This is a genomic window from Chitinophaga sp. 22308 (genome assembly GCF_052045305.1).
GTDB lineage: Bacteria > Bacteroidota > Bacteroidia > Chitinophagales > Chitinophagaceae > Chitinophaga > Chitinophaga varians_A.
In genome coordinates this window covers 1,131,755-1,152,349 of sequence record NZ_JBQEOP010000002.1, presented here as the reverse complement: position 1 = coordinate 1,152,349, position 20,595 = coordinate 1,131,755, and the positions used below count along the sequence as shown (strand labels likewise).

Sequence of the window (20,595 nt, the reverse complement as noted above, 5' to 3'; positions counted from 1 at the left end):
CCCGCCGGGCGGACTGGGAATTCTAATGGTATTTTAATTCCCCCCAAACCGGCTACTATTCAAGCGGATAGCTAACAATTAAAAAGATATTTACAAAAAGTTAAAACTGTTCGGCAGATTAGCATAATTTGCTACTTTTTATATTTTTGTCGGACCTTAAAACAACCTTATGAATTTTAAAAGGACCAACAACATAGTTGGCTGGGTGATTTGCATCATAGCCTGCTCTGTTTACATTATGACTATGGAGGCCACGGGCAGCTTGTGGGACTGCGGCGAGTTCATTTCCAGTGCGTACAAAGTACAAGTCCCCCACCCTCCCGGAGCACCCCTGTTCGTGTTGCTCGGAAGACTCTTCAGCATGTTCCTGAAACCCTCACAGGCCGCCCTGGGCGTAAATACCATGACTGCCCTGGCCAGTGGTTTCACCATCCTGTTCCTCTTCTGGACCATCACGCACTTCGCCCGTCGTCTAATGGTTAAAGCCGGTGAAGAAATCTCCCGTGAAAAAATGATCGCTATCATGGGCGCCGGTATCGTAGGGTCTCTCGCGTATACCTTTTCTGATTCATTCTGGTTCTCCGCTGTGGAAGGTGAAGTATATGGTATGTCCTCCTTCTTTACCGCCATCGTGTTCTGGGCCATCCTCAAATGGGAACATGAGGCCGACGAACCTTATGCCGACAGATGGATCGTGTTGATCGCTTACCTCCTGGGCCTCTCCATCGGGGTGCACCTGCTCAACCTCCTCACCATCCCGGCCATCGTTATGGTGTATTACTTCAAAAGATTCAAACCCACAGCATGGGGCACTTTCTGGGCTTTCATCATCGGCTGTGCCATCACCGGTATGATCCAGAAATACCTGATCCAGGACACCGTAAAAGCCTCCGGTTATATGGACGTTATCTTCGTCAATAACCTCGGCATGGGCTACTTCTCCGGGTTTATCTTCTACTTTGCAGCGATTACCGCAGTACTGGTGCTGGGTTACAGAAAACCCAAACTCGGCCTGTATGCTCCGCTGATCGTGATCGCTTCCGTGATCCTGGTGCCCGCCTACAATGACACCAGCGGCGGCGTGGTATTCTTCAAAGTATTACTGGCAGCGTTCTTCCTGCTGATACCAACCCTGCTGAAAGCATTCGGCGTTAAACTCGACGCGGGCAAAACACTGCACTTCAGCCGGTTGACCATCCTTTTCATTCTCTTCACTCTCCTCGGATATTCTACGTATATCACCACCATGGTGCGTTCTACTTCCAATCCTTCTGTAGATATGTACAACGTGGACAACCCGATCTCCCTCGTAGGTTACCTCGGCCGCGAACAATATGGCGATTTCCCCCTGATCTATGGTCAGGTGTTCACCGCCCGCCCCGAACGGTATGACGAAGGCGGCAACATCTACGCCCGCGGCGCTAAGAAATACGTGGTGGCCGGCAAAAAGATGGAGCCTAAATACGCTTCCGAAGATATGATGCTGTTCCCACGCGTATGGGACGCCAGCAACGATCAGGGCCACGCGGACTTCTACCGCTCCTGGCTCGGACTCGACGCCAACGAAAAACCAGGCTTCGGCGATAACATCAAGTTCTTTGTACAATACCAGATGAACTTCATGTACTTCCGCTACTTCATGTGGAACTTCGTCGGAAAACAAAACGATACCCAGGGCTACGGCAACGTACGTGACGGCAACTGGATCTCCGGTATCCCCTTCATCGATAACATGATCTATGGCGACCAGAGCATGATGCCGGACAGCCTGAAAGAAAACAAAGGACACAATACCCTGTTCTTCCTGCCGTTCATCCTCGGTATCATCGGTTTCTTCTTCCAGTACAACAACCATCGTAAAGATACCCTCGTGGTATCGCTCCTGTTCTTCTTTACAGGCATCGCGATCGTACTGTACCTCAACCAGGCCGGTAACCAGCCACGTGAACGTGACTACGCTTATGTAGGCTCTTTCTACGCTTTCGCTATCTGGATCGGCCTCGGCGTGCTCGCTGTGTACAACTTCCTGAAAAAGAAAACCAAAAGCGCCCTGTCTCCCACCATCGCTACCGCCCTCTGCCTCCTGGCCGTGCCGGTACTGATGGCCGCTCAGGAATGGGACGACCACGACCGCTCCACCAAATACATCGCCCGCGATATCGCGAAAGATTACCTGGAATCCTGCCAGCCTAACGCTATCCTCTTCACCGTTGGAGATAACGATACCTACCCACTGTGGTATGCACAGGAAGTGGAAGGCATCCGCCAGGATATCAGGGTGATCAACCTCAGCCTCCTGGGCGTGGACTGGTATATCGATCAACAACGCAGAATGGTCAACAAAAGCCCGGCCATCCCGATGAGCTGGACGCCTGAGAAATACCAGGGCGAAACCCGCAACTACATCCGCTTCTTCGATCCGGGAAATATTCCGGCAGATAAATACTTCAACCTGAAAGACATCATGGACTTCATGGGAAGCGATGATGAACACAACAAGATCAACACCCAGGACGGTGGCGCAGAAAACTTCCTGCCTACCCGCCAGTTGTTTATCCCGGTTAACAAGGAAGAAGTGCTGAAATACGGCGTTGTAGGTGCAAAAGACGCAGATAAAATCCTGCCGCAGGTGCCCATCAAGGTCACCAAAAGCTACCTGCTGAAAAATGACCTGGCTGTTTACGATATCATCGCTACCAACAACTGGAAACGCCCGATCTACTTCACCAGCCCTACTGACCTCGGTCTGAACGATTACCTGCAAACCGATGGTCTGGCTTACCACCTGGTGCCGTTGCCTAAACCAACAGCAACCGACCCGCTGGGCATGGACATCAACGCCAACGTAGGAGTGATGTACGATAACCTGATGCACAAGTTCTCTTTCGGTGGTGCCCAGACACCAGGTACTTACTTCGATGAACCGAACCGTAAGATGCTGACCTACCTGCGCCAGTCCTACACCCGCCTCAGCGTGGCCATGACTCAGGGCGGTGCTTCCAAAGACAGCGCTATCTCCGTGCTCTCCTATATGGACAAAAACCTCAAGGAAGTTAACTTCCCGTATGCGATGACCACTCCGGGTAACATGCACAACTATACGTCGCTGCAAACCGTGTACGCACACTACATTGCCGGTGATGTAAAACGCGCGGAAGAACTGAGCGCCCAGATCATCAAAGACTGCCAGCAGCAAATCCGCTACTACCAGTCCCTGCCCGCCAGCAGACTCACTTCCGACCTGCAGCGTGACGGACAGACCGCTGAACAGTTCGTTCAATGGCTGGAACGTATGAAGGTGGATTTCGGCCCTGGTGGCCAACACGCCCGCGAAGGCATGCAAAACATGAACACAGAGGATTCCAACGCAGCTCCCAAAGCAGCCCCCGACTCCTCCAAATAACTGAACAAGGAAAGACCAAAATTCCAATAAACCAAGAGCCCCTCTGGCAACCGGATAACACCGGACCAGAGGGGCTCTTGGTTTATTGGAAAAATTAAATGATTACAGGTTGCTTACCATTGTTCTCCAGAAAGCAGCGCTTTCTTTTACTTCCGGTACGTTAGTGTCCCAGTTGTACTCGTATTCCGCAGAGAAAAGGCCTTTGAACTTCTGTGCTTTCAGCGTCTCCAGTACTTTTGGTATCTGACAAACACCGTTGCCCCAGATCACGTCATGTCCTTTTTCAGATTTTTCATTCAGGTCCTTGAAATGCAGGCTTACAATGTGGCCGTTCAGTTTCTTCAGGCATTCTACCGGATCGAGGCCGGAACGTACCCAGTGACCGATGTCAGCGCAGGCGCCCATCAATTTGCTTCTGCCTTCGATAGCTTTCAGCACGGCTTCAGGGTTCCAGTAAGGGCTTGGTTTCGGATGGTCATGGATCGCCAGTTTGATATTGTAGCGGTCACAGAGCGAAGAAATCAGGTCCAGGTACTCCGCCTGCGGCTCACTGGTGATGCTCTGGATGCCCATCCTGTTGGCAAAGTCGAACAACATACGCCATTCTGCTTCGGAATTGGGCACTACCACGCCAAAAGCCATCAGTACCTTGTGTTTCTTCTTAAACAGTTCTTTTACCTTTTCCTGTTTGTCGGGAGACATATGATAGTCCAGTTTGCCTTCAATGCCACCGCCGATGGTCTGGCCCGGAAAGGCTTCCACATACTGGATACCACAGCTGTCCATTTTATCCAGCGCTTCCGCCAGCGTAAAATGGTTGAATGTCCATGCCTGGGCACCCAGTTTCCAGCCCAATGCATCTGCCCTGGCCTGGCCCTTAGCAGACTGTGCAAACATTGCCACCGCTAAACCTCCCGCCAGCAGCCACGCATTTCTCAGTTTTTTCATATTGTTATTTTTTTGATGATTGAAAGTAATAGCTTTCAACGGAAAATACAAGAGTTCTGGTCATTTCTCCCCGAAAACCACTACCAACGGCCATTTCCCTTAGGCTTAACGGAATCATAAAACCCCGCCCGGAAATGGAACACCCATGGGAAATATTTTTTCGCTAATTTTAGAAACGAACTTTGATTTGATTTTTGTGCTATGAGAGGAATAATTTTTTCCCGGTTCAAACCGGACGAAGATACCCGATCTCCCTTCCAGAAACTGCTGGACCTCTTCACCCAACTACTCACTTACACCAGCGGAGACGTTACAGAAGCCCTGCAGTGGCTCACGGAACTGGACAAGGAATTCGGGCTGACCAACGATGAGTATGGCATAGGGGACTTCATTCAGGAACTCCGCGAAAAAGGGTACCTGAAAGAAAACGAGGAAACCGGCAAGATAGAACTGACTGCCAAAACGGAGCAAACTATCCGCAGAAACGCACTGGAAGAGATCTTCGGAAAACTCAAAAAATCCACTGTCGGCAATCACAATATCCGGAAATCGGGCATGGGCGATGAGCTCAACGCGGAAACAAGGCCCTTCGAATTCGGTGACAGCATCGATCAGCTCGATGTGACCGCCTCTATCCGCAATGCCCAGATCAATCACGGCATCGACAGTTTCTCCATCCATCAGGACGACCTGGAAATCAAGGAAACAGACTACAAAACCCAGACGTCCACCGCCCTGATGATCGATATCTCCCACTCCATGATATTGTACGGAGAAGACAGGATCACCCCCGCCAAAAAAGTGGCCATGGCCCTCAGTGAACTCATCACTACCCGCTATCCGAAAGATACGCTGGACATTATCGTTTTTGGCAACGATGCCTGGCAGGTGGAGATCAAAGACCTTCCCTATCTGACAGTAGGCCCCTACCACACCAATACGGTGGCTGGCCTGGAACTGGCCATGGACCTGCTGCGACGGCGGCGTAATCCCAACAAACAGATCTTTATGATCACAGACGGGAAACCTACCTGTCTGAAAGTCGGGAAAGAATACTACAAAAACAGCTTCGGCCTGGACCGTAAAATCCTTAACAGGACGCTCAACCTGGCCGCACAGTGCAAAAAACTGAAAATACCCATTACTACCTTCATGGTAGCTACAGATCCATGGCTGCAGAAATTCGTGCAGGAGTTTACCGAAACCAACAACGGTAAGGCCTTTTTCTCCGGTACCGACAATCTGGGCCAGTTCCTGTTCTACGACTTTGAAAACGGGAAACGAAAATTATTCTAAAAACCGGCAAGGAATTGCGTAACTTTTAAACATGGATACGAGCATCAAGACGTTAGGTGAACTGAAAAAGAGTGGCTATCAACCCGTTTCAGTCAAAGAGGAAATCAGACGCAACCTGATAACAAAACTGCAGAAAAAAGAAACATCCTTCCCCGGCATCATTGGCTACGAAGATACTGTCATACCAGACACCGAAAGAGCCCTGCTCTCCCGGCACAATATCCTGTTCCTCGGTCTCCGCGGACAGGCCAAAACCCGCATGGCGCGGCAGATGACAGACCTCCTCGATGAATACATCCCCATCGTGGAAGGCTCTGAAGTCAATGATGACCCTTTCCAGCCACTGTCACGCTACGCGCGTGACCTCATCGCGGAAAAAGGCGATAAAACGCCTATCACCTGGCTCTCACGCGACGAACGCTATGCCGAAAAACTCGCTACGCCAGACGTGTCCGTGGCCGACCTCATCGGGGACATAGACCCGATCAAGGCCGCCAATCAAAAACTGAGCTATGCGGACGAACGTGCCATTCACTTTGGCATCATTCCCCGCTCCAACCGCGGCATCTTCGTCATCAACGAACTGCCCGACCTCCAGGCACGTATACAGGTGGCCCTGTTTAATATCCTCCAGGAAGGCGACATCCAGATCCGTGGCTTCAAAGTAAGGATGCCGCTGGATATCCTGTTTGTCTTCACCGCTAACCCGGAAGACTATACGAACCGCGGCTCTATCGTTACTCCGCTGAAAGACAGGATCGAAAGCCAGATCATCACCCACTACCCGAAAAGCGTCGAAAACTCCCTGCTCATCACAGAACAGGAAGCCAATATACATACCGACCAGGAAGCCCGTGTGGCCATCTCCGATATGGTGAAACGCCTCATAGAACAGGTGGCCTTCGAAGCACGCAACAGCGAATATGTAGACAAAAAAAGTGGCGTCTCCGCCCGTCTCACTATTGCCGCCTTTGAAAATGCCGTCAGCTCCGGGGAAAGACGCGCCATCATCAACAAGGAAAAAGAAACACACGTCCGTATAGCCGACCTGATGTCCATTATTCCGGCCATCACCGGCAAAATAGAACTGGTGTACGAAGGTGAACAGGAAGGCCCGTTACAGGTTGCGCATAACCTGCTCGACAAGTCCATCCGCACGCTCTTCGCTACCTATTTCCCCAATCCTGATTCGTTCAAGAAAAAGAAACAGGCCGTGCCCGTGGAAAACCCTTACCGCAGTGTTATCCAGTGGTTCGACAAAGGCAATTCACTGCAACTGATGCAGGACATCAGCGACAAACAGTATGAAACCACGCTCAATAAAGTAGAAGGGCTGAAAGACATGGTGAAGGCCCGTTTCCCGCAGGCCAACAACCGCGAGGCCCTGCTGCTCATGGAATTCGTGCTGCACGGACTGGCATCGTACTCCCTCATCAGCAAAAAAGTAGGGGAAAACGATACCCGCTTCAGCGATCTGCTGGGCACCATGATGAACTTCAGCCTGAGCAACGATGACGAGGATGACAACAGCGACGAACCCGAATTTTAATCTTTATCAATAATCTGACAACAAAGGCTGGTCTTTTCTGACCAGCCTTTGTTATTTTTTATTATTTTGTTGACCTAAAATTCCACATTATGAAACACACACGAAGGGACTTCCTCCGTTCCGCGTCCGCCTTGGCAGGCGGCGCCGGCCTGGTGTCCATGATTCCAGCCGGTTTACGGGCTGTTGCCCCCTCCGACCGCGTCCGTATTGCCGCCATCGGCATCAACGGGATGGGTTGGTCCGACCTTACCGCCATGCTCAAACATCCGGCCGCACAATGTGTAGCCCTCTGCGATGTAGACCGCAACGTATTGGACAAACGTGTAGGCGAGCTATCTCACCAAGGCATCAAAGCCAAAGCGTATAGTGATTACCGTAAGCTGCTCGATGACAAGTCCATCGACGCGGTGATCATCGGCACGCCGGACCACTGGCACTGCCTCCAGATGACGGACGCCTGCTCCGCCGGTAAAGACGTGTACGTAGAAAAGCCGTTGGGCAATTCCATCATGGAATGCCGCGCCATGGTGGCCGCACAGCAGCGTCACCGCCGCGCCGTACAGGTAGGCCAGTGGCAACGCAGCCAGCAACATTTTAAAGACGCCGTTGCCTTTGTGCATTCCGGTAAACTGGGACAGGTACGCCTGGTAAAGGCCTGGGCGTATATGGGCTGGATGAAGTCCATCCCCGTTAAGCCCGACAGCGCCCCACCTGCCGGCGTAGACTACAAAGCATGGCTGGGCCCTGCTAAAGAGCGCCCTTTTAACGCCAACCGTTTCCATTTCAATTTCCGCTGGTACTGGGACTATGCCGGTGGCCTGATGACCGACTGGGGCGTTCATTTGCTCGACTATGCCCTGCTGGGCATGAAAGCGGAAACACCCAAATCCGTGATGGCCGCCGGGGGCAAGTTTGCCTACCCCGACGACGCCGCAGAAACGCCCGACACCCTCACCACTGTGTATGAATTCGATGGTTTCAACATCCAGTGGGAACAGGCACAGGGCATCAATGGCGGTCCTTACGGGCGCGACCACGGTATCGCCTTTATCGGCAACAACGGCACGCTGGTGCTGGACCGCGGCGGATGGGAAGTAATCCCTGAAAAAGACAAAATGGAAGCCGTTGCCCGCCAGAAAGCCGTGGACAATGGCCTTGACCTGCATACGCAGAACTTCATCGATGTAGTCCGTTCACGCCGGCTGGACGACCTGCGCACGCCGGTACAGGCAGGCGCGCATATCGCTACCATGGCTCAAATGGGGAACGTAGCCTTCAGGACCGGGAAAAAATTGTATTGGGACAAACACGCAGGACAGTTTACCGACAGCGACGCCAATCAAATGCTGGCTGCCGGATATCATAATGGGTACAAACTGCCGTCTGTCGGCTAATTCATTCAAAGGCGCAGCGCAGCAAACATGCATAATAAAAGCACTTGTTGCCTGCGCCCTTCTACACTGATCAGGAAGCTTTCTCCAGGCTCAGCGACAGGTATACCGCGCTGCTGATAGGGTTGTCGTAATACGCTGCTATAGGCTGGAATCCCAGCGACGTATATAATTCAATGGCCGGCCGCATATGTGCCAGCGTATCGAGCAGAATACGTTTATAGCCCAGGTTACGGCTCTCTTCAATGGCTTCAGCCGCCAATGCCTTGCCTACGCCATGGCCCTTGAAAACGTCCCTTACGAAAAGACGTTTCATTTCAGCGGTAGTGTTGTCAAAAGGACGGATAGCCACACATCCTGCCACCTGGCCATCTACTTTGGCCAGTAACAGGGCGCCGCCGGGGGCGGAATATACGCCGGGCAGGTGGGCCATCTCATCTTCAAACTGCTGAAAGCTAAGGTCAACATTTAACCAGTTGGCATATTCTCTGAAAAGTAGTTTTACCTGTTCCAGGCTTCCGGTATCTGTTGCGGTTACTTTAATGATCTCTGTCATCGCCACAATTTTAAAAATTATCGGGAAAACGCAAAAGCCTTCCGGAATAGGGCGTTCCTATCTCTCTGACTGGTTTCCGGGAACACCCCCAAACTTTTGCGGGATAAGCAATTTACGACAAATTCACAGGTAAACGATCAAACAAAAAATTAATTTTCAGAGAAAAAAAATGGCTGGATAAGAACCAATATGCGGGGAAAAACAACCTGCTTCCATGCGTTGCACCAACCGGCTGAAAACAGCCATGGGCAAGAAAACAAAAAAGCCGCTACAAGAGCGGCTTCTTACTTTCCCATCTGAGGTTCCGAGCGGATTCGAACCGCTGTACGAGGTTTTGCAGACCTCTGCCTAGCCACTCGGCCACGGAACCATACAATCCGACCAAAACACTTGCTGATGCTTGCCTTCAGCGGGCGTCCCCGTCGTTTTGTGGGATTGCAAAAGTAGTAAATTTCTGATAACCACCAAATATTATTCAAAAAATATCTAAAAAAATATTTTGATAATTATACAGAACGTGGGAATATTGAGGTGCCAACAAGGAATGTTGAATTAAAAATTAATAACATGGAGAATAAACGTATTGCTGAATCTGAGCTTATTATCAACAGCCGTGGAGCGGTATATCACCTGGACGTAAGACCGGAAGAACTGGCTCATACCATCATCACTGTGGGCGATCCGGACCGTGTTCCGGCAGTGACCAAACACTTCGATAAAATAGAACACAAATCGCAACACCGCGAATTTGTTACCCATACCGGTTATATCGGAAACAAAAGACTGTCTGTCGTATCCACCGGCATCGGTACAGATAACATCGATATCGTGCTCAATGAACTCGACGCCCTCGTTAATATCGACTTCCAGACACGCCTCGTGAAAGACCAGCTGACCTCCCTGCAGGTAATCCGCCTGGGCACTTCCGGCGCGCTACAGGACAGCATTCCGGTAGACAGCTTTGTCGTTTCTTCCCATGGCCTTGGCCTTGATAACCTCATGGCCTACTACGCTTTTGAAAACACCACACAAGAAAAACAACTGCTGGAAGCCTTCCGCGGCCAGGTAATGCTGCAGCCAGGTGGCGCCAGCCCATGCCTCTTCACCGCCGGCGAAGACCTGCGCCAGCGCTTCACCGACGGATTTCATACAGGCATCACCGTTACCTGCCCCGGCTTCTACGCGCCACAAGGCCGTATGCTGAGAGGACCGCTGTCAAACCCGAACCTGATCGACAACCTCACCGGCTTCTCCTATGAAGGACATCGCATCACCAACTTCGAGATGGAAACATCTGCCATATACGGCATGGGACGCGTACTCGGCCACCAATGCCTGTCTGTCAGCGCCATCGTGGCCAACCGCATCCGGCAGGAATTTTCGAAAGACGGCGGCGCAGCCGTGGAAGCATTGATACAGAAAGGACTGGGGATTATTGCAACGTTATAAAACGGCTGCTTCGCAGCTCCGTCCCCAGGGCTGAAGCCCTGGGCTACGTTGTGTGTTCCGGGCGTGTTTTGCAGGGGGGCCATAACTGACAGCTTAAGCCTTTCCATGGTGCATATTAAGATGAAGCTTTTTCGTGCTGCATATGGAGATGAATGCCACAAATGCACATAAGGAGATGAATACTATAAATGCTACATGTAGAGATGAATGCCGTAATAATGGGGTCTTCCCTAAAAAGCCTGAACTAACCGTCACCCAGGGCTTCAGCCCTGGGAAGCGGGAACTTCCCGTTAAATTTTCCCCCCGGGCCGCAGCTCCGGGAAAACCATCACCATTCTTTTCTATCTTTGCCTTATGCAACAGATCCATTTCTATAAATACCAGGGTACCGGCAACGATTTCGTTATCATGGACAACCGGCAGGGACAGTATGACTGGCTCACCAACGAACAGGTGAACGAACTGTGCGACCGCCGTTTCGGCATCGGTGCCGACGGCCTGATGCTCCTGAACAAAAGTGAAGACTACGACTTCGCCATGAAATATTATAACTCCGACGGCCGCGAAAGTTCCATGTGCGGCAACGGAGGCCGCTGCCTCGCCGCTTTTGCCCATAAAATGGGCGTTGGTGACGGTAACCTGTACTTTATCGCGGTGGATGGCGAACACGAAGCCACAATGGACGGAGAGAACTGGGTCAACCTGAAAATGCAGGACGTCGACTTCGTGGAACAAGGCCCGCTGCATTATTATCTCAATACCGGCTCCCCGCATTTTGTAAAATATGTGGACGATGTGCAAGCGGTGGACGTATTTAACGAAGGCCGCCAGATACGCTATAATGAACGTTTTGCGGCTGAAGGCACCAATGTCAACTTCGTACAGCCTTTTGAAAACGGTATCTTCGTACGTACCTACGAAAGAGGCGTGGAAGATGAAACCTATTCCTGCGGCACCGGCGTGACAGCCGCCGCTATTACCTTCGCCGGCAAAGAAGAGAAAGAATATGTAGTGCCCGTTCAGACACTTGGTGGACAACTGGAAGTACGCTTTACCCGTACCGGCGAACGCACCTTCTCCAACATCTGGCTCTGTGGCCCCGCCACCCTGGTGTTTGAAGGACAGATAACCATTGGCTGATAACGCTTTTTTACCCCTGCAGATGATCCAATACTTCAAAAACATAGATTCCAAGACAGTGGCTATCCAGGCGCCTGAAAACGACGCCTGGGTAAACATCACCCCTCCGCTGAAACAGGCTGAATTTGAACAGCTCTCCGAAGCACTGGACATACCGCTGGACTTCCTGACCGACTCGCTCGATATCGATGAAAAATCACGCTATGAGCTGGAAGACAATGTAAAACTCATCGTTATCAAAACACCGACGGAGAACAACTCCATCAATGAAAGCGACGCCTATTACATCACCATCCCCATCGTGATCATCCTCACACATAATCAGATCCTGACGGTCAACTCCTTCGATAACGCAGCCATCAAACGGTTCCTGGACACCTTCCACAACCGCTCTCCTGAAAAAAGAAACATGATGGTGCTCAAAATCTTTGAGAAAGTCGTGGTCAACTTCCTCGATTACCTCAAAGAAATCAACCAACGCAGAAACATGCTGGAAGCAAAACTCTACGATTCCAACCGGAACGAAGAACTGCTCGCCATCATGCGTATACAGAAAAGCCTCGTTTACTTCGTCACCGCCCTGCGCAGCAATGAACTGCTGCTGATGAAACTGGAAAGGACCAACTTCCTCGGCCTCAATGAAGATGAAAAGGAATTCCTCCATGACCTGGTCGTAGATACTTCCCAGGCCCTCGAAATGGCCAATATCTACACCAATATCCTCAGCAGCACCATGGACGCCTTCGCCAGCATCATCTCCAACAACCTGAACGTGGTCATGAAAAGATTGACCTCCATTACGATCATCCTTACTTTTCCCATGCTGGTGGCCAGTATCTACGGTATGAACGTAGAGCTCCCCTACCAGCACAGCATACACGCTTTCTATATACCCATTATCCTCTCAGTCGTGATCTCCGTGATCATCAGCATGTATTTCATGAAGAAGAAATGGTTTTAGCATCGTATATTGCTATACAGTAGCTTTTATTTCCTATACAACCTATGTCTGTTCGTTTCATCTGTTGTATCACCCTGATCATATGGGTGATCTGTCAACCACTCACCAGCACTGCCCAGAAAGAGGGCAACATCTGGTATTTTGGCGATTATGCCGGTCTTGATTTTAATACCCTTCCACCCAAACTATTGCTGGACGGTAAGCTGAAGACCCGTGAGGGCGTGGCCACCGTGTCCGACGCCAACGGTAAACTGCTGTTTTACACAGAGGGCACAAAGGTCTGGGATGCCTCCCATAATGTAATGCCCAACGGTTACGGCCTTCAGGGCAACTACACCGCCAGCCAGTCGGCCATTGCAGTTCCTTTCCCCGGCCATCCCGGACAATACTATGTCTTCACGTCTGCTGAAGGTAGCGGCATGCGCAGCTCGCTGGTAAATATGACGTTGAACAATGGCCTGGGGGATATTGCGGCCGCTTCCAAAAACATCTCCCTGATCCCCAACAACCTGAGCACGGAAAAGGTCATGGCCACCAAACACTGTAACAATACGGACTTTTGGGTCATCTCCCATTCCAAAGGCAATAACAGCTTTTACGTATGGCCGCTCACAGCAACAGGCATAGGCACCCCCACGATATACAACGTCGGACTGCCTATCGCCGACGACGGCGGCTGGGAAACCATTGGCTGCCTGAAAGTATCCCCGGACGGGCAATGGCTCACCCACGTAAAAGGTAATACCAGTACCTCCACCACCTCTACCACGGAAATTTTCAGGTTCAACAACCAGACCGGCGCCATCACCGGCCCCGTAGCGGCACTGGACAATCTCAATCAGGGCTACGGCATGGAATACGCCCCCGGCGGCAAATTCATCTACGTCACCGCCACCAATGGCCGGGACCTGTTCCAGTTCGATCTTACCGCTACCAACATCAACGCATCCCGCGTACTGATCAGCCGCTCTCCCACCATCAACTACGGGTCGCTGCAACTGGCGCCTGACGGACAGATATATGTGGCCGGAGAAGCAGGTTATGATATAGCCGCCAATGCCATCAGTATCATTCATAATCCCGACATGCCCGGACTGGCCTGCAATTTCCAGGAAAGCGCCCTGAGCGTGCGCCCCTCCGGTGCCAAACTGGGCCTGCCCACCCTGATGAGCAGCTATGTGTATGACGCCAACAGCTTCACCGTGAAAGATACCTGCCTGAACGCCGTCACACAGTTCACGCCCAACAGCACCGCCAATATCACTACCATCAACTGGGATTTCGGCGATGGCCAGACTTCCACCGCCACGCAACCCACACATACCTACGCTCAGGCCGGCAGTTATACGGTCACCCTGAAAACAACAGGCCCATGTCATAACAACACCGTCAGCCGCGTGGTCCATATTGCGGCCCCTGATATTCGCAGTGAAACGGCCAGCCTGTGCAACCACAGTTCCTATACCCTGCCAGACGGACGTGTAGTGCGAACTCCCGGCAGGTACACCAGCAACCTGAAAAACAAAGCCGGCTGCGATAGCATCATCACCACTATCCTCGCACAGAACCAGCTATATACTGTCAATTTAAATACCACCATCTGCTCCAATATCGTTTTCAAATTGCCGGATGGAAGGCAGGTCAGTACCAGCGGGGACTACACCAGCAGACTCACTACCATATATGGCTGCGATAGTACCATCAATACACACCTCACTGTGCTGAAAGCGTACAGCATAACGGAAGCAAAACAGCTGTGCAAAGGCAATAGCTATACACTTCCCGATGGCCGTACCGTCAGTGCTGCTGGCTCCTATACCTCATCACTCCGTACCTTTTACGGTTGCGATAGCATTATCACCACGACCATCGTTGTGAATCCAACCTACAACATAAATGTGGACACAGGCATGTGTAAAAACGCGTCTATCCTGCTTCCCGATGGAAAACCGGTAACCGTTCCGGGAGATTATACTACCGTACTTTCATCACAAACAGGCTGTGACAGCATCATCCATACCCATGTTGTTTATTATCCCGATTATCAGATCAGCAAAGAAGCCGGTATTTGTAAGGGAGACAGCTATCTACTGCCGGACGGCCGCAGTACAAAAGTAGCGGGCGTATATACCTCCAACTTGCAGACCACCCGGCGTTGCGACAGTATTATCACGACCACCCTTACTGTATGGGACACCTATGCCATAACAGAAGATAAATTACATTGCCCTGGTGCGCCGTATCGTCTGCCCGATAACAAGACGGTCACCCAGGCCGGAACATATACCTCGCAGCTGCGATCTGTTCATGGCTGCGACAGCATTATTACCACCGTCCTCACCGATGCGCCCGTTTACCGGTTTTATGCTACACAGGAAATTTGTAATGGCGCTTCCGTTCGTTTGCAGGATGGCACCATGGTCACACAAGCCGGCGACTACACCGTTCGCTATACTACCTGGCTGGGTTGCGACAGCCTCTTTCATACAAAAGTGAAGGTGATGTATCCACCGATGATCAACCTGGGGGCAGACACCTGCCTGTTTGATAATAAGCCTATTGTCTTTTCGCCCGGACCGGGATTTGACAGCTACCTGTGGCAGGATGGCTCTACACGCCCTACTTTCACGGCACATCAGCCGGGCCGTTATGAAGTGACCGTTAAAAACAAATGCGGTTCCGAAACGTCCTGGGTAACGGTAACAGAATGTTCCCCGGAATTATTCCTGCCGAATGCGTTCTCACCCAATGGAGACGGGAAAAATGATATTTTCAGAATTGTTAATTATCACGGTCAGCAGCTGGTAGAATTCAGCATTTATAACCGCTGGGGAGAATGTATATTTTTAACAACAGATCCTAAAAGAGGCTGGGATGGCACTTTCCACGGGCAATTGCAGCCGGTGGGCGCTTATGTGTACCATGTCCGTTATCGTAACATGCTGGGCCAGGAAAAGCTGCTGAAGGGCACGGTGACCCTCTTATTGTAGTGTATTCTTACTTTATTCTGTTATATTTACACCCGGACTAAATTTATAACCTGATCTCCGCCCATGGCAGCTCTGTTAAAAAATATCATACGAAAAGCCAAAGCGCTGAGTGGCTACAACGCCATGAAAGCCGCCGCCGCAGAAAAGAAACTGATAAAAGCACTTAAAGATACCAAAGACTGGAAACTGGTTATCGGCGCCAGTTCCGTGTTTGAACAGGGATGGATTCCTACGGAAGTGGAGCAGTTCAACCTGCTGGACCCGGATTCCTGGAACAAATATATTCCCGATGCATCCGTGTCCGTTTTCCTGGCCGAGCACGTGTGGGAACACCTCACGTACGAACAGGGCCTCACCGGCGCACGTACCTGTTACCGCTACCTTAAGCCAGGTGGTTATCTGCGTATAGCCGTTCCTGATGGTTTCCATCCGGACGCTGATTATATCAACAATGTAAAGCCCGGCGGCGCAGGCTGGGGCGCAGACGACCATAAAGTCCTCTACACCTACAAGCTCATGAGCCAACTGCTGACGGAAGCCGGCTTTAAAGTGAAGCTGCTGGAATATTATGACGAAGCAGGACAGTTCCATGCCAATGAATGGAACAAATCCGATGGCATGATACACCGCTCTATCCGTTACGACGAAAGAAATGTGGGCGGCAAACCGGTCTATACTTCCATCATCATCGACGCTGTTAAATAAGCATATGCAAACAGGATTCAACGTACGTGTTTACGGCATTATGATCAATGACCGTAAACAGGTACTGGTAACAGACGAATATATCCGGGGCGGTTACTATACCAAATTTCCCGGCGGCGGGCTGGAATTCGGGGAAGGCACACTGGAGTGCATGGTACGGGAGTGGCGCGAGGAACTGGCACAGGATGTCCGTGTAGTAGAGCATATTTATACCACTGATTTTTTTCAGATCTCCGCATTCGACAACGAAACACAGATCATCTCCATTTATTACCTGGTAGAACCATTGTCTCCCTTTACCGCACAGGTGCTCAACAAACCATTTGATTTCAAGGTACCGGAAGGGGTATCTGAAGTAGAATACGCACGTTGGATCGACTGGGAGGAGTTTTCAGCCGAAGCCGTTACCCTCCCGATCGATAAAGTGGTGGCAGATATGGTGAAAGCACGCTATTAATCGTGCGGCACCACGTCCATTACAGGCATTTCGTCTTTGCCCATGGCGGCCGCTTTCATACGGGCAGCCGTATCATGGCCGAGGTAACGCACGATGCGGTGTTCCAGCAGATAGATCAGCGGGGTTAACGCTACCGCCACTACGAATTTATAACTGTAGTTCACCATACAGATGGCCAGCACCCGCTGCCAGCTCCAGTCCTTGCCCACCTTAAACGCAATAAACAATACAATGAAACTGTCTACCAGCTGAGATACAATGGTAGACCCCGTGGCACGTAACCATACATGTTTTTCGCCGGTACGTTTTTTTATCCGGTGAAACACGGTCACATCCACGATCTGGCTTACCAGGAAGGCCGACAGGCTACCCAGGATGATCCACATCCCCTGCCCGAAAATCCCCACAAACGCTTTCTGCATGTCGGGCACGCCTTCAGCACTGCTGCTGCCTATCCACCAGCTGTCTGCGGGCACTCTCATCGCCACAAAAAACATCAGGAAAGCATAGGAAATCAGCGCTACCGCTGTATACGAGATACGACGCACCGCCACCGGCCCGTAAAACTCATTCACAATATCTGTCATCACAAACTCCAGCGGCCACAATAAAACGCCGGCCGTCAGGGTGTAGGACAACCCGCTCTCCCCAAACAGGGAGAACGTATGTACAGGCAATCCGAATAAGCGTTCCAGTGAAAACAATTTGCCACCGATACATTCCGCGATCAGCGCGTTAGCTACAAAAAAGCTGGCAAATATGACAAAAAGCCGTGTAGGCTTATCATTTAGTAGTTGCTTGACCATTTTAATAAGAGACTATAAGTTGAAATATTAAAATACCTACATTACACAGGAATAACCACGGCGGTAACTGTTTCCACTGTATTTTTTTTATCATCAGCAATACGGCGGTGATCAGACATACGGCCAGATTCAAAGGAAACGCCACGCCCACGCCCAATACCAGCACATGTTCCACTATTACGTCCAGCCTGTGGTCATATGCGGTGATCCGGAGCAACTGCCCCAAAATAAAGCACAGGTTGCAGATAAATACAAATTTTAACACAAATCGAATCCAGCGCATATTGAAATTTCGGATAAATTACAGTTATTTTTGTTCCTTTAAAACTAAATACAAGATATCCGATGAAGCAAAACTGGCTAAAAGCCATTCTTCCGCATCTGGCAGCAATTGGCATCTTTATATTGCTGGCAACGGTTTACTGCTCTCCTGTATTGGAAGGCAAGATAGTAAACCAGAGCGACATGATGAGCGTAAACGGAATGGCCAAAGAGGCGAGAGACTTTTACGAAGCGACGGGTGAAGCCCCCTTGTGGACTAACAGCATGTTCTCCGGGATGCCTTCCTATGTGATCTATACAGGCCCCGGCAAAAATGCGCTCACCTTCGTCAACAAATTAGTTACGCTCGGCCTGCCCTCCCCTGTTAACATGCTGTTCCTCGCTATGATCAGCATGTACCTCCTCGCCTGTATCCTGGACTTTAAATACTGGATACGGATATTGGGCGCCATCGCTTTTGCCTTCTGCTCCTACAATGTGATCCTCATCGATGTAGGGCACATCACCAAAATGTACGACATCGCCCTGATGCCCGCAGTACTGGCCGGCATCATACTCACCTACCGCGGACGCCTGATCGGCGGCTTTGGCCTCACCGCCATCGCTACCGGCCTGCTCATCTACAACAACCACCTGCAAATGATCTATTACACCCTGATCATGATACTCATACTGGTAGCAGGTGCGTTTATCCACGCGTATAAAACGAAGACAATACCGCAGTTCTTCAAAGCGTCCGTACTGCTGGCCATCGCCGGCATCATAGGCGTACTGCCCGCCGCAGACAACCTGCTTCCCGTAAAGGAATATACCGACTATACCATGCGCGGCAGCAAGTCCGAACTCACCCTGGGCAAAGAAGACGCGAAAGAAAATAAATCCACCGGCCTGGACAAAGACTATGCTTTTGAATGGAGCTATGGCGTAGGTGAATCCCTCACCTTCATGATCCCCGGCTATGTAGGCAACTCCTCCGGCCAGAAACTGGGCACCGGCTCCCATGTGTACGAACAAATGGTCAGCCTCGGCGCTCCCGCCGCCCAGGTGGAACAATACATGGACCAGATGAAATTCCCGCTCTACTACGGCGCACAGGAAAAAGGCACCTCCGGCCCCGTATACGTAGGCGCTATCATCTGTTTCCTGTTCATCCTCTCGCTGCTGGTAGTGGACAGCTGGCATAAATGGTGGTTGCTCGCCGTTACCATCGTGGGCTTTATCCTCGCATGGGGCAAAAACTTCGGCTTTATCAACGACTTCCTCTTTTATCACCTGCCACTGTACAATAAATTCAGAGCGCCGGCACAAGCACTGGTACTGCCTTCGCTCACGTTTGTAATACTGGCCTGCTGGGCACTGCAGGAAGTGGCCAACGGCAAGCACAGCAAAGACATACTACTGAAAAAACTGAAACAGGCCACTTACATCACCGGTGGTATCGTCATTGTAGTCGGTATCCTCGGCAGCATGTTCATGAATTTCAGCGGCCACAGCGACGAAACCATGCTCGGCTACTTCGCGCAGATGCTGGGTGGTAAAGAAAACGCGCAACTGATGGTCCGCGCACTGGAAAAAGACCGTAGCTCCCTGCTGCTGAAAGACAGCATCCGCTCACTGGTGTTTATCCTGATCGCCGCCGCCGCTATCTGGGCCTACCTCAAAGATAAACTGAAATGGCAACCTGCCGCATTGATCATCGTAGCCGCAGTAGCGATAGACCTGATACAGGTAGACCGTAACTACCTCGGCAAAGACAGCTATGTGGATGAATCAGTGATGAATGCTCCCTTCCAGCCTTCTGCCGCTGACCTGCAAATTAAACAGGACCCGGACCCGTACTACCGTGTGTTCAACCTCACCTCCGATCCGTTTAATGACGCTGTCCCCTCTTACTTCCACAAAAACATCGGTGGCTACAGTCCCGCTAAACTGTGGATTTACCAGGACCTGATCACTCATCAGATCTCTAAAAACAATATGGGCGTGCTTAACATGCTCAACACCAAATACTTCATCGTTCCGGACCAGAAAACCGGTCAACCTGTAGCACAACGCAACCCCGACGCTAACGGTAACGCATGGTTCGTAAAAGGTATCGTATGGGCACCTGATGCCAATACAGAAATGAAAACGCTGGACTACCTGCACACCAAAGACTCCGCAGTAGTGGACAAACGTTTTGCGAAAGAACTGGGTGCCAACTACCAGCCTGCCACAACGGACAGCAGCGCTGCCATCAAACTCACCAAATACGGCCTCAACAGCCTGGAATATACATCCACCAACGCGCAGGAAGGTCTTGGCGTATTCTCCGAGATCTACTACCCCGCCGGCTGGAACGCATATATTGATGGTAAGAAAACAGACATCGTCAGAGTTGACTATGCACTGCGCGGCCTGAAAATACCTGCCGGCCAGCATAAAATCGATCTGAAATTTGAGCCTGCCACTTTCTATAAGGCCCAGAAAATTTCATCCGTTACCTCCATCATATTGGTGCTGGTGGTAATTGGATCGTTTATATGGGAAATCATTGGTGCGGGCAAAAAAGAAGAAAAAACAGCAGCATAAACGTTGCATAATACAAATACAAAAGGCAGGCCTAAGCGACCTGCCTTTTTTTTGTTCCCCAGGGCTGAAGCCCTGGGCATGCGAAATACAA

General features: G+C 50.9%; 14 protein-coding genes and 1 tRNA gene. 11 read left to right on the top strand and 4 right to left on the bottom strand.

Features of this window, described 5'->3' with window-relative positions:
- The first annotated feature begins 169 nt into the window (after window positions 1-169).
- Window positions 170-3,403, top strand: a complete 3,234-nt coding sequence (locus ACTJJS_RS11485) for a protein O-mannosyl-transferase family (protein WP_440663798.1) — start codon at window positions 170-172, stop codon at window positions 3,401-3,403.
- 102 nt (window positions 3,404-3,505) lie between these two features.
- On the opposite strand, the gene ACTJJS_RS11480 is transcribed toward ACTJJS_RS11485, so the two are convergent.
- A complete protein-coding gene (locus tag ACTJJS_RS11480; protein WP_168873067.1) occupies window positions 3,506-4,351 on the bottom strand; it encodes a sugar phosphate isomerase/epimerase family protein in 846 nt (281 codons plus the stop codon).
- Between the two features lie 201 nt (window positions 4,352-4,552).
- On the opposite strand from ACTJJS_RS11480, the gene ACTJJS_RS11475 reads away from it, so the two are divergent.
- From ACTJJS_RS11475 to ACTJJS_RS11465, 3 genes are all read left to right on the top strand, one after another.
- Window positions 4,553-5,647 (top strand): vWA domain-containing protein, encoded by a 1,095-nt coding sequence (locus ACTJJS_RS11475; RefSeq protein ID WP_168873066.1) that lies wholly within the window; start codon window positions 4,553-4,555, stop codon window positions 5,645-5,647.
- A 31-nt stretch (window positions 5,648-5,678) separates the two neighbouring features.
- Window positions 5,679-7,196, top strand: a complete 1,518-nt coding sequence (locus tag ACTJJS_RS11470) for a sigma 54-interacting transcriptional regulator (protein ID WP_168873065.1) — start codon at window positions 5,679-5,681, stop codon at window positions 7,194-7,196.
- Window positions 7,197-7,285: 89 nt separating this feature from the next.
- The gene (locus ACTJJS_RS11465; protein WP_440663797.1) at window positions 7,286-8,590 is read left to right on the top strand and encodes a Gfo/Idh/MocA family protein; all 1,305 of its coding nucleotides are present in this window, start codon (window positions 7,286-7,288) and stop codon (window positions 8,588-8,590) included.
- Window positions 8,591-8,660: 70 nt separating this feature from the next.
- Here the strand turns inward: ACTJJS_RS11465 and ACTJJS_RS11460 are convergent, their stop codons facing one another.
- The gene (locus ACTJJS_RS11460) at window positions 8,661-9,143 is read right to left on the bottom strand and encodes a GNAT family N-acetyltransferase (RefSeq protein ID WP_440663796.1); all 483 of its coding nucleotides are present in this window, start codon (window positions 9,141-9,143) and stop codon (window positions 8,661-8,663) included.
- Window positions 9,144-9,442: 299 nt separating this feature from the next.
- Window positions 9,443-9,513: transfer RNA gene (locus tag ACTJJS_RS11455), tRNA-Cys, on the bottom strand.
- Between the two features lie 197 nt (window positions 9,514-9,710).
- Here ACTJJS_RS11455 and ACTJJS_RS11450 point away from each other — a divergent pair.
- The 6 genes from ACTJJS_RS11450 (at window position 9,711) to ACTJJS_RS11425 (ending at window position 16,845) form a co-directional block, all read left to right on the top strand.
- Window positions 9,711-10,592, top strand: a complete 882-nt coding sequence (locus tag ACTJJS_RS11450; protein ID WP_440663795.1) for a nucleoside phosphorylase — start codon at window positions 9,711-9,713, stop codon at window positions 10,590-10,592.
- Window positions 10,593-10,946: 354 nt separating this feature from the next.
- The gene (dapF, locus tag ACTJJS_RS11445) at window positions 10,947-11,732 is read left to right on the top strand and encodes a diaminopimelate epimerase (protein ID WP_168873061.1); all 786 of its coding nucleotides are present in this window, start codon (window positions 10,947-10,949) and stop codon (window positions 11,730-11,732) included.
- A gap of 22 nt (window positions 11,733-11,754) precedes the next feature.
- Entirely contained in the window at window positions 11,755-12,693 is a 939-nt protein-coding gene (locus tag ACTJJS_RS11440) for a magnesium transporter CorA family protein (protein WP_440663794.1), read from the top strand.
- Between the two features lie 44 nt (window positions 12,694-12,737).
- Window positions 12,738-15,683, top strand: coding sequence for a gliding motility-associated C-terminal domain-containing protein (locus tag ACTJJS_RS11435; RefSeq protein ID WP_440663793.1), 2,946 nt, complete (start codon window positions 12,738-12,740; stop codon window positions 15,681-15,683).
- A gap of 63 nt (window positions 15,684-15,746) precedes the next feature.
- Window positions 15,747-16,388, top strand: coding sequence for a class I SAM-dependent methyltransferase (locus ACTJJS_RS11430; protein WP_440663792.1), 642 nt, complete (start codon window positions 15,747-15,749; stop codon window positions 16,386-16,388).
- A 4-nt stretch (window positions 16,389-16,392) separates the two neighbouring features.
- A complete protein-coding gene (locus ACTJJS_RS11425) occupies window positions 16,393-16,845 on the top strand; it encodes an NUDIX domain-containing protein (RefSeq protein WP_168873058.1) in 453 nt (150 codons plus the stop codon).
- On the opposite strand, the gene ACTJJS_RS11420 is transcribed toward ACTJJS_RS11425, so the two are convergent.
- Window positions 16,842-17,651 (bottom strand): queuosine precursor transporter, encoded by an 810-nt coding sequence (locus ACTJJS_RS11420; protein WP_440663791.1) that lies wholly within the window; start codon window positions 17,649-17,651, stop codon window positions 16,842-16,844. The two genes, ACTJJS_RS11425 and ACTJJS_RS11420, sit on opposite strands and share 4 nt — an antisense overlap.
- A 345-nt stretch (window positions 17,652-17,996) precedes the next feature.
- Here ACTJJS_RS11420 and ACTJJS_RS11415 point away from each other — a divergent pair, with 345 nt between their 5' ends.
- On the top strand, window positions 17,997-20,504 hold the full coding sequence (locus ACTJJS_RS11415) for a YfhO family protein (RefSeq protein ID WP_440663790.1): 2,508 nt from the start codon (window positions 17,997-17,999) through the stop codon (window positions 20,502-20,504).
- Window positions 20,505-20,595 lie beyond the last annotated feature (91 nt).

Coding starts and splice junctions, on each gene's coding strand:
- ACTJJS_RS11485 (WP_440663798.1), top strand. CDS start 170: ATGAATTTTAAAAGGACCAACAACATAGTTGGCTGGGTGATTTGCATC.
- ACTJJS_RS11480 (WP_168873067.1), bottom strand. CDS start 4,351: ATGAAAAAACTGAGAAATGCGTGGCTGCTGGCGGGAGGTTTAGCGGTG.
- ACTJJS_RS11475 (WP_168873066.1), top strand. CDS start 4,553: ATGAGAGGAATAATTTTTTCCCGGTTCAAACCGGACGAAGATACCCGA.
- ACTJJS_RS11470 (WP_168873065.1), top strand. CDS start 5,679: ATGGATACGAGCATCAAGACGTTAGGTGAACTGAAAAAGAGTGGCTAT.
- ACTJJS_RS11465 (WP_440663797.1), top strand. CDS start 7,286: ATGAAACACACACGAAGGGACTTCCTCCGTTCCGCGTCCGCCTTGGCA.
- ACTJJS_RS11460 (WP_440663796.1), bottom strand. CDS start 9,143: ATGACAGAGATCATTAAAGTAACCGCAACAGATACCGGAAGCCTGGAA.
- ACTJJS_RS11450 (WP_440663795.1), top strand. CDS start 9,711: ATGGAGAATAAACGTATTGCTGAATCTGAGCTTATTATCAACAGCCGT.
- dapF (WP_168873061.1), top strand. CDS start 10,947: ATGCAACAGATCCATTTCTATAAATACCAGGGTACCGGCAACGATTTC.
- ACTJJS_RS11440 (WP_440663794.1), top strand. CDS start 11,755: ATGATCCAATACTTCAAAAACATAGATTCCAAGACAGTGGCTATCCAG.
- ACTJJS_RS11435 (WP_440663793.1), top strand. CDS start 12,738: ATGTCTGTTCGTTTCATCTGTTGTATCACCCTGATCATATGGGTGATC.
- ACTJJS_RS11430 (WP_440663792.1), top strand. CDS start 15,747: ATGGCAGCTCTGTTAAAAAATATCATACGAAAAGCCAAAGCGCTGAGT.
- ACTJJS_RS11425 (WP_168873058.1), top strand. CDS start 16,393: ATGCAAACAGGATTCAACGTACGTGTTTACGGCATTATGATCAATGAC.
- ACTJJS_RS11420 (WP_440663791.1), bottom strand. CDS start 17,651: ATGGTCAAGCAACTACTAAATGATAAGCCTACACGGCTTTTTGTCATA.
- ACTJJS_RS11415 (WP_440663790.1), top strand. CDS start 17,997: ATGAAGCAAAACTGGCTAAAAGCCATTCTTCCGCATCTGGCAGCAATT.